13 protein-coding genes are annotated in these 15,551 nt (G+C 62.3%); 9 read left to right on the top strand and 4 right to left on the bottom strand.

The genetic code is table 11. From position 1 onward, the window contains the following. Nucleotides 1–27: 27 nt before the first annotated feature. Both rnhA and BX592_RS17265 read right to left on the bottom strand, forming a co-directional pair. Nucleotides 28–474: a ribonuclease HI gene (gene rnhA / locus BX592_RS17270; RefSeq protein ID WP_134193034.1), complete on the bottom strand. Its 447-nt coding sequence runs from the start codon at nucleotides 472–474 to the stop codon at nucleotides 28–30. Continuing rightward, nucleotides 464–1,285 carry a class I SAM-dependent methyltransferase gene (locus tag BX592_RS17265; RefSeq protein ID WP_134193033.1) on the bottom strand — a complete coding sequence of 274 codons (822 nt, stop codon included), beginning with the start codon at nucleotides 1,283–1,285 and terminating at the stop codon, nucleotides 464–466. The genes rnhA and BX592_RS17265 overlap by 11 nt, the downstream gene beginning before the upstream one ends. 18 nt (nucleotides 1,286–1,303) lie before the next feature. Here BX592_RS17265 and gloB point away from each other — a divergent pair, with 18 nt between their 5' ends. Then, the gene (gene gloB, locus BX592_RS17260; RefSeq protein WP_134193032.1) at nucleotides 1,304–2,095 is read left to right on the top strand and encodes a hydroxyacylglutathione hydrolase; all 792 of its coding nucleotides are present in this window, start codon (nucleotides 1,304–1,306) and stop codon (nucleotides 2,093–2,095) included. Nucleotides 2,096–2,160: 65 nt separating this feature from the next. On the opposite strand, the gene BX592_RS33875 is transcribed toward gloB, so the two are convergent. Further along, a complete protein-coding gene (locus BX592_RS33875) occupies nucleotides 2,161–2,337 on the bottom strand; it encodes a hypothetical protein (protein ID WP_166676383.1) in 177 nt (58 codons plus the stop codon). Nucleotides 2,338–2,375: 38 nt separating this feature from the next. On the opposite strand from BX592_RS33875, the gene BX592_RS17255 reads away from it, so the two are divergent. The 6 genes from BX592_RS17255 to BX592_RS17230 all read left to right on the top strand — a co-directional run bounded on the left by BX592_RS17255 (nucleotide 2,376) and on the right by BX592_RS17230 (nucleotide 11,754). Further along, nucleotides 2,376–4,064 (top strand): transglycosylase SLT domain-containing protein, encoded by a 1,689-nt coding sequence (locus BX592_RS17255; protein ID WP_134193031.1) that lies wholly within the window; start codon nucleotides 2,376–2,378, stop codon nucleotides 4,062–4,064. Nucleotides 4,065–4,307: 243 nt separating this feature from the next. Next, on the top strand, nucleotides 4,308–5,549 hold the full coding sequence (locus BX592_RS17250) for an MFS transporter (RefSeq protein ID WP_134193030.1): 1,242 nt from the start codon (nucleotides 4,308–4,310) through the stop codon (nucleotides 5,547–5,549). Nucleotides 5,550–6,006: 457 nt separating this feature from the next. Then, nucleotides 6,007–7,161 (top strand): glutamine-hydrolyzing carbamoyl-phosphate synthase small subunit, encoded by a 1,155-nt coding sequence (gene carA / locus BX592_RS17245; protein WP_134193029.1) that lies wholly within the window; start codon nucleotides 6,007–6,009, stop codon nucleotides 7,159–7,161. 142 nt (nucleotides 7,162–7,303) lie between these two features. Next, nucleotides 7,304–10,558, top strand: coding sequence for a carbamoyl-phosphate synthase large subunit (gene carB, locus BX592_RS17240; protein ID WP_134193028.1), 3,255 nt, complete (start codon nucleotides 7,304–7,306; stop codon nucleotides 10,556–10,558). A gap of 175 nt (nucleotides 10,559–10,733) precedes the next feature. Then, nucleotides 10,734–11,210, top strand: coding sequence for a transcription elongation factor GreA (gene greA / locus BX592_RS17235; RefSeq protein ID WP_134193027.1), 477 nt, complete (start codon nucleotides 10,734–10,736; stop codon nucleotides 11,208–11,210). 31 nt (nucleotides 11,211–11,241) lie between these two features. Continuing rightward, a complete protein-coding gene (locus BX592_RS17230) occupies nucleotides 11,242–11,754 on the top strand; it encodes a DUF4149 domain-containing protein (RefSeq protein ID WP_134193026.1) in 513 nt (170 codons plus the stop codon). Nucleotides 11,755–11,986: 232 nt separating this feature from the next. Here BX592_RS17230 and BX592_RS17225 read toward each other — a convergent pair whose 3' ends face one another. Then, a complete protein-coding gene (locus BX592_RS17225) occupies nucleotides 11,987–12,532 on the bottom strand; it encodes a YhbY family RNA-binding protein (RefSeq protein WP_134193025.1) in 546 nt (181 codons plus the stop codon). Between the two features lie 169 nt (nucleotides 12,533–12,701). Between BX592_RS17225 and BX592_RS17220 the strand changes: the two genes are divergently transcribed. Further along, nucleotides 12,702–13,364, top strand: a complete 663-nt coding sequence (locus BX592_RS17220) for an RlmE family RNA methyltransferase (RefSeq protein WP_134193142.1) — start codon at nucleotides 12,702–12,704, stop codon at nucleotides 13,362–13,364. Between the two features lie 185 nt (nucleotides 13,365–13,549). After that, the gene (ftsH, locus tag BX592_RS17215; RefSeq protein WP_134193024.1) at nucleotides 13,550–15,439 is read left to right on the top strand and encodes an ATP-dependent zinc metalloprotease FtsH; all 1,890 of its coding nucleotides are present in this window, start codon (nucleotides 13,550–13,552) and stop codon (nucleotides 15,437–15,439) included. The last annotated feature ends 112 nt before the right edge of the window (nucleotides 15,440–15,551 follow it).

The following is a 15,551-nucleotide window of genomic DNA, read 5'->3' as shown; positions in this document are numbered from 1 at the left end:
CAACGGACGCGGTGCGAACCGTGTTCATCAGAGATCGGCAAGCGCGGCGACGCCGCGATTGGCAAGCGCATCCGCACGCTCGTTTTCCGGATGCCCCGCGTGGCCCTTTACCCAGCGCCATTCGAGATCGTGCTGTTGAACCAGCGCGTCGAGTCGCTGCCACAGGTCCGCGTTCTTCACCGGCGTCTTCGCCGCGGTCATCCAGTTCTTTTTTTTCCAGCCGTGAATCCACTCGCTGATGCCTTTCTGCACGTATTGCGAGTCGGTATGCACGATCGCCTGACACGGGCGCTTCAACGCTTCGAGCGCCGCGATCACCGCCATCAGTTCCATCCGGTTGTTCGTGGTGTTCGCTTCGCCGCCGAACAGTTCTTTTTCGTGCTCGCCAAAGCGCAGGATCGCGCCCCAGCCGCCGGGACCCGGGTTGCCCTTGCAGGCCCCGTCGGTGAAGATTTCGATCAGTTCAGACGTCATGTGTGTGATTGCGTGTATTGGGCGTGGCGGCGGGTGCGAGGCCAGGGGCCAGCACGGGTTTCTTGACTTTCATCGGGCCGACCAGGCGCATGCCCGGCACGCGCTTGATGGCTTTCACCATATACGCGGCGCCGAAGATTGGCCACCAGCGGTCGCCCGCGGATTCCATGAACGCGTAGCGGTTGAGCCACACGTCGCTGATGAGGGGCGGACGATAGCAGCCGAAGCGTCCGCGATCAAGATCGAAACCAAGCAGCTTGATCCAGTCCTTCAGGCGCGTGAACGCGATCAGGTCATGTGCGGCGGGCACGAAAGGCCGCCCGGTCATCTTGCCGACCGATTGGCGCGCGCCCCACAGCGACAGCGAATTAAAGCCAAGGATGATCAACTGACCTTCGGGCATCAGCACGCGTTCGGCTTCACGCAATAGCCGGTGCGGGTCGCTCGTGAACTCGAGCGTGTGCGGCATCACGATCAGATCGACGCTTTGCGCTTCGAACGGCAAATCCAGCAAATCGCACCAGACCGTGCTGCGCCCCGGCGGTGCGTGCCGGCCCGGCATGCCGCCGGCCTGACCGTCGGGCGGCTCGTAAGGCGCGCTCGCGCCGCTTGCCGCATCGAGCACGAGGCCGCGGCCCGGCATGCGGTTTTCGCGCAATGCGTCGAGTTGCGGCAGGCCAAGCTGCAGCGCATGAAAACCGAACACGTCCGACACGACCCGGTCGAGCTGCGCCTGCTCCCATTGCAGCACGTAGCGGCCGGGCGGCGAATCCGTCCAGGCGGGCCAGTCTATAATCGATCGGTCAGACATGTTAGAGATGCGTCGCCTATGAATGCGCTTGAATACGTACCCGTCCCGGCCTTCGAAGACAATTACATCTGGCTCGTGTCGGACGGCCGCAATGCGGTGGCGGTCGATCCGGGTGAGGCGGCCCCGGTGCGCGCTTATCTCGCGAAACGGGGCTGGCGGTTGAGCGCTATTTTACTCACGCACCATCATCGCGACCACGTCGGCGGCGTGGCCGATCTGCTAAAAGACCAGCCCGTGCCGGTCTACGGCCCTGCCGGCGAAGCGATCGAGCATCTCACGTACAGACTGGCGCATGGCGATCATGTCAGCCTGGCCGAGCCCGCGCTCGAACTGGCGGTGCTCGACGTGCCCGGCCATACGAGCGGGCACATCGCGTATTTCCAGGCGTCCGATCCGCGCGGCACGCCGCACGTGTTCTGCGGCGACACGCTGTTTGCGTGCGGTTGCGGGCGGCTCTTCGAAGGCACACCCGCACAGATGCTCGCGTCGCTCGATTCCCTTGCCGCGCTGCCCGGTGCGACTGAGGTGCATTGCGCACACGAATACACGCTGTCGAATATCCGCTTTGCGCTCGCGTGCGAGCCCGGCAACACCGAGCTCCAGGCGTGGCGCGACGAAGCGGCCGCACGGCGCGCGCGCAATGTGCCGACGCTGCCCACGACGATCGCTCACGAGCGCGCAGTGAACCCATTCCTGCGCGCGGGCGAGCCGTCGATCCAGGCGACGCTGGCGGACCAGTTGCATGAAACGGTGACGGACCGCTTGAGCGCTTTCGCGTTGATGCGCGAGTGGAAGAACCGGTTCCGATAAAGTTCCGCTGACCCAGGCGCGCCTAAGGTAATCTTCATCCGAATCGTCGGAATGCCCGCCAAGCCTCAGATTTGGCGGGCTTTTTCATATATTCCCGATTGACGGAAACCGCGCTCTTTCGTACTATCGGCTGCAAATTCCAGCCGCATTTCACTCTGCGGTACAAACCGTCGGCTTAGCCCACGTTCAGCGGGCAGTTCCAGGCCGGCGGCGATTTCCAGCAATCCCAGCCTGCCGTTCAAGGTTGCAGTTCCAGTCTTTCCGGGAAGCCGAGACGTTCATGAGATTCATCCTAAGCGCGTTGTTGGTCCTGATGCTCGCCGCGTGCGCGAGCCAGGGACCGACTGCCGTCAGTTCCAACACCGCCTCCGATCCCGCCCACCAGCAAGCCGTAGCCGACGCCCTCCGCAAGACCGCTTCCGCCAAAGAAACCATCAACGTCGATCAAGGTTCCGTCAATCAACTCACTAGCGAAGACGCCGACCTGTGGGGCCGTATTCGTCGCGGTTTCCAGATGCCGGACCTGCAAAGCGATCTCGTCGATATGCAGGTCAACTGGTACGTGCAGCGTCCCGACTACGTGCAACGGATGACCGAGCGCTCGCAGAAATACCTGTATCACATCGTCGAAGAGCTCGAAGCGCGGCATATGCCGACCGAACTCGCGCTGTTGCCGTTTATCGAATCCGCGTATAACCCGCAGGCGCTGTCGGTCGCGAAAGCGGCGGGCATGTGGCAGTTCGTGCCGGGCACCGGCCGCACGTACAACCTGAAACAGAACATGTGGCAGGACGAGCGGCGCGACGTGCTCGCGTCGACCAGCGCCGCGCTCGACTATCTGTCGAAGCTGCACGACATGTTCGGCGACTGGTATCTCGCGCTCGCCGCCTACAACTGGGGCGAAGGCAATGTGCAGCGCGCGATCGCGCGCAACGAGGCGGCGGGTTTGCCGACCGACTATCAAAGCCTGCGCATGCCGATGGAAACGCGCAACTACGTGCCGAAGCTGCAGGCGGTGAAGAACATCATCGAGAACCCGAAGATGTACGGGCTCACGCTGCCGGACATTCCGAATCACCCGTACTTCGTCACGGTGACCACATCGCACGATATTGACGTCGACGTGGCTGCGAAGCTCGCGAACATGACGCCGGAAGAGTTCCGCTCGCTGAATCCGTCATTCAAGAAACCGGTCATTCTGGGCGCGACCCAACCGCAAATTCTGTTGCCGTTCGACAACGCGAGCGCGTTTGAGCGCGGCCTGAAGTCGTATAGCGGCTCGCTGTCCTCGTGGACCACGTATACGGTGACCGAACGCTCGCGGCCGGCCGCGATCGCGCAAAAAATCGGCGTCGACGCGGACACGCTGATGGAAGTGAACAAGATCCCCGCGGGCATGCGCCTGAAACCCGGTTCGACGATTGTCGTGCCGCGCGGCGACGACGATGACGAGGACATCAGCGCCGACGTTGCCGAAAGCGCAGTGCTCGCGATGGAGCCGGACGTTCCCGACACGCGCAAGATGCTGATCCGCGTGCGCCGCTCGCAGTCGATGTCGGCGCTGGCGAGCCGCTATGGCGTATCGGTCGGTCAGTTGAAGGCGTGGAACAAGACGCATCGCAATGAAGTGAAGGCCGGCCAGGTGATCGTGCTGCACGTGCCGGTCGGTCGTCGCGTGGCGAGCGAGCCGGGGCCCGAGCGCCTCGCGACCGATGTGCGCGGCGGCGGTGTGCAGAAGATCAGCGCGCACGTCGGCGACAACGCGGACGACGAAGGCAAGACTCAGAAGAGTGCGAAAGGCCAGAAGGGTCACGGCAAGTCAGGCGTCACGAAGGCGTCCGCGCATGCGGGCAAGTCCGGCGGCGTGAAAAAAGTTTCGACGGCGGCTGCGTCTCCCGCCGCGAAGTCGCAGAAAGCCGCGGCGCCTAGCCGCCAGAAGACCGCGGCCAACGCGAAGAAGGGCAAGTAGGCCACCAGAACAAGCGGTAGTCGAGGATGTCGAGCATGCGCTGCGGGGGCAGCGCATGCAGTGCGCTCCGATACGCCTCGTTTGCGCTTTGATCGCGCTTTATCTGGCGCCTGGTTTGACGCCCTGTGCGATTTACGCCGCCACGTCAGTGGCGGCGTTTTCATTTAAGCGCTCGTTCAATAAATCATTTATTGTTCTGGCTCGGGCCCCATCCCCGTTCGGGCCGCTTCCGCTCCGCTACCGATGTTGTCCACTCCGCTTCGCGTTTTTCTGCTGTTTTCCGCCGGCTATTTCGTGTCGTACGTGTTTCGCGGCGTCAACCTCGGATTCGCGCCGCTTATCACCGGCGAAATGGGCCTGTCCGCGACCGATCTCGGTTTGCTGACGAGTCTCTACTTTCTCGGTTTCGCGGGCGCGCAGGTCCCGGCTGGCGTACTGCTCGATCACTACGGGTCACGCCGCACCACCGCGGGCATGCTGCTGTTCGCGGCAGCGGGCATCTGGGTATTCGGCGCCGCGCATGGCATCGGCATGATGATGATCGGGCGCCTGCTGATCGGCATTGGCGTGTCGGTGTGTCTGGGCGCCGCGTTCAAGGCGCTTGCGCAGCATTTTCCCGCGCCGCGTCTTCCGCTCGTGAACGGGCTCACGATGGCGGTCGGCGGTCTCGGCGGCGTCGTGGTCGGTTCGCCGCTCACGTGGGTGCTCACGTTGACCAGCTGGCGCACGGTCTGTGTCGGGCTTGGTGTCATGACCGTTGCAGTGGCCGCGATTCTCTGGACCTGCGCGCCTGACACGAAAGACGCGCCTCGGCAAACGACGCTCGCCGGCCAGTTCAAGGGCACGCTCGATATCTTGCGCAGCGCGGCATTCTGGAAAATCGCGTCGTTCCCGGTCATTACGCAAGGCGTGTTCTATGCGATGCAATCGCTGTGGGTCGGCGCGTGGCTGCGTGATGTCAGCGGCTTCAACGCAGGGCCGGCCGCGGCGCTTGTGTCCGTGCTGGGCTTTGCGATGATGGCCGGCTGCGTCGGGTTCGGTGCGGCTGCGCGCAGTCTCGAGCGGCGCGGCGTCTCGCTGTACGCGTTCTGCGGCATTGGCGGCGCGCTGTTTGTCGTCACGCAAGCGCTGATCATGATGAATGCGCCGTTGCCGTCCGGGTTGCTGTGGGCCGCGTACGGGTTCTTCGGTGGCACCGGCATCCTCAGCTACGCGCTGCTGCCGCGCTATTTCGCCGCACATATGATCGGGCGCGCGAACACCACGATGAACCTCGTGATTTTTCTGCTGATATTCGGCTTTCAGGTCGGCGTCGGGGCGGTGCTGTCGCGTTGGCAGGCGGTGGCCGGGCATTATCCGGCGGTCGCGCATCTGACCACATGGGCGATCCTGCTCGGTCTGCAGGTGGCGGGCGCGATCTGGTACATATTGCCGAGCGAGGTGCTGCCGAAGGCCGCGCAGAGGCTCGCGAGGCAACAGTCGTGAGCCGGCGGTGATGGGTCCCGCCGTAGCGCCTGCCAGAGCCCGCCGACGCCTCGTTTCAGGCCTGTTGTCGCGCGAACTGCCGCAGTCGCGCATCGGTCGGCGCAGTCGCGTGACCGCATCTCGGATTTGAAGGGAGGGGGGCTTTCGGGCTATAATTACAAGGTTTGAGCCTTATCAACCCGCACCCTAGCGCCTACCGCTCCTAAACCGTTCATCCGCCGCCGCGCCTGCCGCTTCTGGCTTTCGGCTCTTGCCGGGTTTTGCTCCTGGCTTTTGCTCCGTCTAGCGCCGCCTGTCCGCCTACGCCGCGGATACGCCGCGCACGATGCAAACCCGAGCCGCGCCATCCGGGCAGGCCTGCGCCCCGCACCGGCCGACGCGCTTGCGCGCAGCGCCCACGCAATGGCACGAGCGGATGAACAGGTCGGCAACAGGGTGTTCCGCCAAGGAGTTCCCCGTGTTGCCGTCATTTTCTCCCGCTCTGCTCGCGCTTGCCGACGGCACGGTCTTTCGTGGTTATTCGATCGGCGCCGCCGGTCATACGATCGGTGAAGTTGTGTTCAACACGGCCATCACCGGCTATCAGGAAATCCTGACCGACCCGAGCTACGCGCAACAGATCGTCACGCTGACGTATCCGCATATCGGAAACGTCGGCGTCAATGCAGAAGACGTAGAAGCCACGAAAGTCCATGCCGCCGGCCTGATCATCCGCGACCTGCCAGTTCTCGCATCGAATTTCCGCATGGAGCGCACGCTGTCGGACTATCTGCGCGACGAAGGTGTCGTCGCGATTGCCGGCCTCGATACCCGCAAGCTGACGCGTCTGCTGCGCGACAAGGGCGCGCAGAACGGCGCCATTCTCGCCGGTTCCGATGACGAAACGAAGGCAATCGAACTCGCCCGTTCGTTCCCCGGCCTCGCGGGCATGGACCTCGCAAAGGTCGTGTCGACGAAGAACCAGTACGAGTGGAAGCAGACCGAATGGCGTCTGGACGGCGGTTTCGGTCTTCAGAACACGCCGAAGTACCGTGTGGTCGCGTTCGACTACGGCGTCAAGCACAACATCCTGCGCATGCTCGCGCAGCGCGGCTGCCAGGTCACGGTGCTGCCCGCGCAAGCCACTGCGGCCGACGCGTTCGCGCTCAACCCGGACGGCGTGTTCCTGTCGAACGGCCCCGGTGACCCCGAGCCGTGCGATTACGCGATCGAAGCGACGCGCGAGTTCATCGCGCGCGGCATTCCGACGTTCGGCATCTGCCTTGGGCATCAGATCATGGGCCTGGCGGTCGGCGCGAAGACGATGAAGATGAAAACCGGCCACCACGGCGCGAACCATCCGGTGAAAGATCTCGAAGACGGTCGTGTCGTGATCACGTCGCAGAACCACGGCTTCGCGGTCGATGCGGCGACGCTGCCGGCGAATGCGAAAGTCACGCACGTGTCGCTGTTCGACGGCACGCTGCAGGGCTTCGCGTTGACCGACAAGCCCGCGTTCTGCTTCCAGGGCCACCCGGAAGCGTCGCCTGGCCCGCACGACATCGGTTATCTGTTCGATCGCTTCACCGCGCTGATGGATAGCCGCAAAGACAGCCGCAGCGCAGCGGCATAGCGTCTCGCGAACGCGAACAGAGCAACGCGCGTCGCCGTCCGATTGGGTTCACCGACGTTGAGCGACAGCGAATCGACGTCGGCGGCGCAAGCACGGCGGCGCGCCACCGGAATGAAACTGGAATTAGATTAGCGAGAGCGTTATGCCCAAGCGGACAGACATTAAAAGCATTCTCATCATCGGCGCGGGTCCGATCATCATCGGGCAGGCGTGCGAGTTCGACTACTCGGGCGCGCAGGCCTGCAAGGCGCTGCGTGAAGAGGGCTACAAGGTCATTCTCGTCAACAGCAACCCGGCGACGATCATGACCGACCCGAATACCGCCGATGTCACGTATATCGAGCCGATCACGTGGGAAGTGGTCGAGCGCATCATCGCGAAGGAGCGCCCGGACGCGGTGCTGCCGACGATGGGCGGCCAGACCGCGCTGAACTGCGCGCTCGATCTGCATCATCACGGCGTGCTCGAGAAGTACAACGTCGAGTTGATTGGCGCATCGCCGCAAGCCATCGACAAGGCCGAAGACCGTCAGAAGTTCAAGGACGCAATGACGAAGATCGGCCTCGGGTCCGCCAAATCGGGCACCGCGCATTCGATGGAAGAAGCGTTGAAGGTGCAGGCCGAAATCGCGGTGCAAACCGGCGGCATCGGCTATCCGGTCGTGATTCGCCCGTCGTTCACGCTGGGCGGCTCGGGTGGCGGCATTGCGTACAACCGCGAAGAGTTCGAAGAGATCTGCAAGCGCGGCCTCGATCTGTCGCCGACGCGCGAACTGCTGATCGAAGAGTCGCTGCTCGGCTGGAAAGAGTACGAGATGGAAGTGGTTCGCGACAGGGCGGATAACTGCATCATCGTGTGCTCGATCGAGAACCTCGATCCGATGGGCATTCACACCGGCGATTCGATCACCGTTGCGCCGGCGCAAACGCTCACCGATAAGGAATACCAGATCCTGCGCAATGCGTCGCTCGCGGTGCTGCGCGAGATCGGCGTCGATACGGGCGGCTCGAACGTGCAGTTCGCGATCAACCCGAAAGATGGCCGCATGATCGTGATCGAGATGAACCCGCGTGTGTCGCGCTCGTCGGCGCTCGCATCGAAGGCGACTGGCTTCCCTATTGCGAAGGTCGCGGCGAAGTTGGCCGTCGGCTATACGCTCGACGAACTGAAGAACGAGATTACCGGCGGTCAGACCCCGGCATCGTTCGAACCGACAATCGACTACGTCGTCACGAAGATTCCGCGCTTTGCGTTCGAGAAGTTCCGCGAAGCCGATCCGCGTCTCACGACGCAGATGAAGTCGGTCGGCGAAGTGATGGCGATCGGCCGCACGTTCCAGGAGTCGTTCCAGAAGGCGCTGCGTGGTCTGGAAGTCGGCGTCGACGGCCTCGATGAGAAGACGCAAAGCAGCGACGAGGCGATCCGCGAGATCGGCGAAGCTGGGCCGGACCGCATCTGGTACGTCGCCGATGCATTCCGTCTTGGCCTTACACGCGAAGAGATTTTCGAGGAGACCGCGATCGACCCGTGGTTTCTCGCGCAGATCGAGCAGATCGTGTTGAAGGAAAAGGTGCTCGCGGGGCGTACGCTCGCGAGCGTGTCCGAGCAGGAACTGCGCTATCTGAAGCAAAGCGGCTTTTCGGACCGGCGCCTCGCGAAGCTGTTGAATGCGACGCCTGCCGACGTGCGTGCGCGTCGCCTCGAGCTCAACGTGCGCCCGGTGTACAAGCGCGTCGATACCTGCGCGGCCGAATTCGCGACGAAAACCGCGTACATGTACTCGACGTACGAAGAAGAGTGCGAAGCGAACCCGACCGGCAACAAGAAGATCATGGTGCTGGGTGGCGGCCCGAACCGGATCGGCCAGGGTATCGAATTCGACTACTGCTGCGTGCACGCGGCGCTCGCGATGCGCGAGGACGGTTACGAAACGATCATGGTCAACTGCAATCCGGAGACCGTTTCGACCGACTACGACACATCGGACCGCCTGTACTTCGAACCGCTGACGCTCGAAGACGTGCTCGAAATCGTCGACAAGGAAAAGCCGCTCGGCGTGATCGTGCAGTATGGCGGCCAGACGCCGCTGAAGCTCGCACTCGATCTCGAGGCAAACGGTGTGCCGATCATCGGCACGTCGCCGGACATGATCGACGCGGCCGAAGATCGCGAGCGGTTCCAGAAGCTGCTGCATCAACTGCAATTGCGCCAGCCGCCGAACCGCACCGCGCGCGCCGAAGACGAGGCACTGAAGCTTGCCGACGAAATCGGCTATCCGCTCGTCGTGCGTCCGTCGTACGTGCTTGGCGGCCGCGCGATGGAGATCGTGCACGAGCCGCGCGATCTCGAGCGCTATATGCGCGAAGCCGTGAAGGTTAGCAACGATTCGCCGGTGCTGCTCGACCGCTTCCTCAATGACGCGATCGAATGCGATGTCGATTGCATCTCCGATGGCGACATGGTGTTTATCGGCGGCGTGATGGAGCACATCGAGCAGGCGGGCGTGCACTCTGGTGACTCCGCGTGTTCGCTGCCGCCGTATTCGCTGTCGCGGGAAACGGTCGCGGAACTGAAGCGGCAGACTGCGGCGATGGCAAAGGCCCTGAACGTGATCGGCCTGATGAACGTGCAATTCGCGATCCAGCAGGTGCCGCAGGAAGATGGGTCGAAGCGTGACGTGATCTATGTGCTCGAGGTGAATCCGCGCGCATCGCGTACGGTTCCGTATGTGTCGAAGGCAACGAGCCTGCCGCTCGCGAAGATCGCCGCGCGCGCGATGGTCGGCCAGACGCTCACGCAGCAAGGCGTCACGAAGGAAGTCGAGCCGCCGTACTTCAGCGTGAAGGAAGCGGTGTTTCCGTTTATCAAGTTCCCGAGCGTCGACCCGGTGCTTGGGCCGGAAATGCGCTCGACCGGCGAAGTGATGGGCGTGGGTCGCACGTTCGGCGAAGCGCTTTTCAAGTCGCAACTCGCGGCGGGTTCGCGTCTGCCCGAGAGCGGCACGGTTCTGCTGACGGTGATGGACGCGGACAAGCCGAAGGCTGTCGAAGTTGCACGCATGCTGCATGAGCTGGGCTATCCGCTCGTCGCGACCAAGGGGACGGCCGCGGCGATCGAAGCGGCCGGCGTGCCGGTGCGCGTCGTCAACAAGGTGAAGGACGGCCGTCCGCATATCGTCGATATGATCAAGAACGGTGAGATCGCGCTGGTCTTCACCACCGTCGACGAGACGCGTTCGGCGATCGCCGATTCGCGTTCGATTCGCATGAGTGCGCAGGCGAACAAGGTCACGTACTACACGACCATGTCGGGCGCGCGCGCGGCCGTCGAGGGTTTGCGCTACCTGAGGGATCTCGAGGTCTATGATTTACAAGGGCTTCATGCTCGCCTAAACTAAGGCTTCGAATCTCTGTCGAAGCAGTATGTGCCGCGGTTAAGCGGCGTCCCTGAAGGTACCGAGTCGGGCTCGAGTTGGGCTCTTTCGCCAGCGGCCCGGCAGCGGGTACCTCTTTGGGGATGCACTTAACCGCGGTGATTTTTTTTGAAGGCTGTTTTTTGCCAAAGAGTTGTTTATGAGCACTATTCCATTGACGAAACGCGGTGCTGACCAATTGCGCGATGAATTGCAGCGCCTCAAATCGGTTGAACGTCCTGCGGTGATCAATTCGATCGCGGAAGCGCGTGCCCAAGGCGATCTGTCGGAGAACGCCGAATACGACGCGGCAAAAGAGAAGCAGGGCTTCATCGAAGGCCGTATCGCCGACATCGAATCGAAGCTCGCCGCTGCGCAAATCATCGACCCGGCCGCACTTGATGCGGAAGGTCGCGTCGTGTTTGCCGCTACTGTCGAGCTCGAAGATCTCAAAACCGGGCATGCGGTTACCTATCAGATCGTCGGCGACGACGAAGCCGATCTCGAGCATGGGCTGATCTCGGTCAGTTCGCCGATCGCGCGCGCATTGATCGGTAAGTCCGAAGGCGATGTCGCGTCGGTGCAGGCGCCTAGCGGCGTGCGCGAGTACGAGATTATCTCGGTGCGCTACGTCTGAGTTCGACACTGACACGCATTAGGTGCCTTTGATGCCGCATCGCTTGTTCCGCCTGTTGACCGTGGTGTGGGTCGGTAGCCTGCTCACGGTCGGCTATATGGTCGTGCCGGTGCTATTCGCGTCGCTTGATCGAGTGACGGCGGGTTCGGTCGCTGCGCAGTTGTTCCGCATCGAAGGCATCATCGGTGTCGTGTGCGGCGTGCTGCTGCTCGCGCTGTCCAACGTGCTGATCCGTCGCGGCGAACGCGCGTACAAAAAGTTGCGCTGGCTCGTGGCCGCCATGCTGGTGTGTGTGTTGATTGGCTATTTCGCGGTTGAACCGTTTATGAATGCGCTGCGCATCGCGGCGCAGGAAGCGGGCACCGATGTCAGCCATTCCGTGTACGCGAGCCGCTTCGGCATGCTGCACGGCGTGTCGAGTCTTTTCTATCTGATCGAGAGCCTGCTCGCGCTCGCACTGGTGTGGAAACTGCCGGTCGGCGCGGTGGCGTCGGCAGGAACGAGTGCAGGCTCGGCCGCGAGTCGCGCGAAGACGGCCGGTTAAGTGTGGACGCGTTGGCCGCAAGTGTTGCGGCTTATCAGCGCAAGGTTGATTCCCGGTTGATCGAGAAGCGCGGTTGCGACGTCGGTTCAGTCTGTGACAGATGCGACAGGTTGTCGCATTTCACTGTGCATCACTCGGACGACGCACAAATATCCCGTGGCGTGCGTCGCGTTTGAGTGTGTACTGCAACGCCATACACAGGCGCCCGGGGGATTCGCTTTCGCAGCGGATATTACTTGTTGGATTGATATTGCCGCTTTGCACTGGTCTGGCGTTTCTTCGCTCGCTTGACATTGCCGCCAGCGGTCACGCGTTCATTGCCGCGCACGACCACTTTCTGCGCTTTCTGACGCCGCAGCGGGTTGTCGTCCTGGGTGACTTTGACAACCTTGACCACACGTGGCGCCCGGCCTCGCGGGGACGCTGCTTCAGCGGCAGCCGCTTGCGCCGCGCTCGGCAAGCCGGTACGGCGCGTGCGGGTAGGGCGTGCGGACGGACGCGCGGCTTCAGGTTTCCAGACGACCAGCAGCTTGCCGATATGCTGGATCGGCGCTGCGTTCAGACGATCGCAAATCTCGTCATAGATCGCGATGCGCTCGTCGCGCTCGTCACCGAAGACGCGAATTTTAATGAGTTCGTGAGCGACGAGGTGGACCTCGATCTCGGCCAGCACGGCGTCGGTCAAGCCTTCGGCGCCCACCAGCACCACGGGTTTGAGCGCATGAGCTTGCGAGCGCAGCGCGGCGCGTTGTTCGGATGAGACTTTGAGGGCTGGCATGGAAGGAAAGGGACTCGACTAAAATAGTGCCGCTACGGCCGCCGCAGGCTCGCGCAATGGCAAGCGTGTTCGGTACGTACGACGCAGGAGCGGCGCCACGCGGCCACGCGAATTAAACGCGTATTATCCGCTAAAAGTGCCGCATTACGCAGCAAAAGTTCAACGATTAATGGCTAAGAACCGCTTCAATCAGTCGTGGCTACACGACCACATCAACGATCCGTACGTGAAAATGGCGCAGCGGGAGGGCTATCGTGCCCGCGCGGCCTACAAGCTGAAGGAAATCGATGAGCAGGACAAGCTGATCCGCCCCGGGCAGGTGATTGTCGACCTCGGCGCGGCGCCAGGCAGCTGGAGCCAGTACGTGCGCAACAAGCTCGCGCACGGCGCGCGTCGTGACGCGACGCGCGAAGGCGGAATCGACGGCACGATCATCGCGCTGGACTTGCTGCCGATGGAACCCATTGCGGATGTGCATTTCATCCAGGGGGATTTTCGCGAAGACAGCGTGCTCGAACAACTGGAAGAAGTCGTGGGCGAGCGCCCGGTCGACCTTGTAATTTCGGATATGGCGCCCAACCTCTCGGGCGTGGCGGTGGCGGATGCCGCGCGAATCGAGCATGTTTGCGATCTCGCGCTGGAGTTTTCGCAGAATCATCTGAAGCCGGATGGTGCCCTTTTAGTCAAATGCTTCCACGGCAGCGGCTATAGCCAGATTGTCGAAAAGTTCAAGCAGCAGTTTAAGACGGTAGCGGCCCGCAAACCGAAAGCATCGCGGGACAAATCGTCAGAGACGTTTATTTTGGGCAAACATTTGAAGCGTCCCCGTTGATCAAGTCGGATTCAAATGTGAGTTCTTTATTTTTCAATGTGCCGGAAAACGGCGCCAGTGTTGCGCGGCTCGCTATATATACGGTAGCGAATGCTTATGGCAGGGGTCTGCGGTCTGGATTAGAATGCCTGAGTGGTGCCGCAAGGCAAATGTAGGCGCTTGTCTATGATTGAAGGAGTGGTGCTTTGAACAACAACATGTTTTCGAAGGCAGCAGTGTGGCTGGTAATCGCACTGGTGCTGTTTACGGTGTTCAAGCAGTTCGACAAGCCCCGTGTCCAGGAAGGCGTTTCCTATTCGCAGTTCATGGACGATGCGAAAAGCGGCAAGGTCAAGAGCGTCGTCGTTCAGGGCCGCAATCTGACGGTCACCCCGGCGGATGGCCAGAAGTACCAGATCGTGTCGCCGGGCGACATCTGGATGGTCGGCGACCTGATGAAATATGGCGTGCAGGTCAGCGGCAAGGCCGATGACGAACCGAATGCGCTGGTTTCCGCGTTGTACTACCTCGGCCCAACCATCCTGATCATCGGCTTCTGGTTCTACATGATGAGGCAGATGCAGGGGGGCGGCAAAGGCGGGGCGTTTTCGTTCGGGAAATCCCGGGCGCGCCTGATCGACGAGAACAACAACGCAATCAATTTCTCCGACGTCGCCGGTTGCGATGAAGCGAAGGAGGAAGTCTCCGAGCTGGTCGACTTCCTGCGCGACCCGCAAAAATTCCAGAAACTCGGTGGGCGGATTCCGCGTGGGGTGCTGCTGGTCGGCCCGCCGGGAACCGGTAAGACGCTGCTTGCGCGCGCGATTGCGGGCGAAGCGAAAGTGCCGTTCTTCAGCATCTCGGGTTCGGACTTCGTCGAAATGTTCGTCGGCGTCGGCGCGGCGCGTGTGCGTGACATGTTCGAGCAGGCGAAGAAGCACGCGCCTTGCATCGTGTTCATCGACGAAATCGACGCGGTCGGTCGTCATCGCGGCGCGGGCATGGGCGGCGGCAACGACGAGCGCGAGCAGACGCTGAATCAGATGCTCGTCGAAATGGATGGCTTCGAGGCGAATTCCGGCGTGATCGTAATCGCCGCGACGAACCGCTCCGACGTGCTCGATAAGGCGCTGCTGCGTCCGGGCCGTTTCGATCGCCAGGTTTATGTCGGCTTGCCGGACATCCGTGGCCGCGAGCACATCATGAAGGTGCATCTGCGCAAGGTGCCGATTGCAAACGACGTCGACGCGGCAGTGATCGCGCGCGGCACGCCGGGCTTCTCGGGCGCCGATCTGGCGAATCTCGTGAACGAAGCGGCACTGTTCGCCGCACGTCGCGGCAAGCGCATCGTCGAGATGCAGGACTTCGAAGACGCGAAGGACAAGATCTTCATGGGTCCGGAGCGCAAGTCGGCGGTGATTCGCGAAGACGCTAAACGGGCCACGGCGTACCACGAGTCGGGCCACGCGGTGATCGCGAAGCTGTTGCCGAAGGCGGACCCGGTGCACAAGGTCACGATCATTCCGCGCGGACGTGCGCTGGGTGTCACATGGCAGTTGCCGGAACACGACAACGAGACGTACTCGAAAGACTACCTGCTCGATCGCCTCGCGATTCTGTTCGGCGGCCGCGTTGCCGAAGAGTTGTTTCTGAATCTGATCAGCACCGGCGCATCGGACGACTTCAACAAGGCGACGTCGACCGCGCGCGCGATGGTCGCGCGCTTCGGTATGACCGACGCGTTGGGACCGATGGTCTACGTCGATGACGAAAACGATGCCTCGCCGTTCGGTCGCGGATTCACCCGCACGATCTCCGAGGCGACGCAGCAGAAGGTCGATGCGGAGATTCGCCGCGTGCTGGACGAGCAGTACAACCTTGCGAAGCGTCTGCTGGACGAGAACCGCGACAAGGTCGAAGCGATGACCGCGGCGCTGATGGAGTGGGAAACGATCGACGCTGATCAGATCAACGACATCATGGCTGGTCGTCCGCCGCGTTCGCCGAAGAGCACACCGTCGCCTGGCGATGCGCCGTCGGGCGGCAGCAGCCCGGGCACCGAAGTCAAGCCGGGCAGCGCGACAGCACCGGCCTGATCGAGGCCTACTTCATACACGGGCCGGTGTGATTCACACCGGCCCGTTTTGTATTTTCGAGATCATTCGACCGCGTTTGCCCAACCCGTTTATCAAACTTCCATCACCCGCA

The organism is Paraburkholderia rhizosphaerae (assembly GCF_004366595.1).
GTDB lineage: Bacteria > Pseudomonadota > Gammaproteobacteria > Burkholderiales > Burkholderiaceae > Paraburkholderia > Paraburkholderia rhizosphaerae.
Note: the sequence above shows the minus strand (reverse complement) of the source record. Positions and strands in the feature narration are given on the sequence as shown.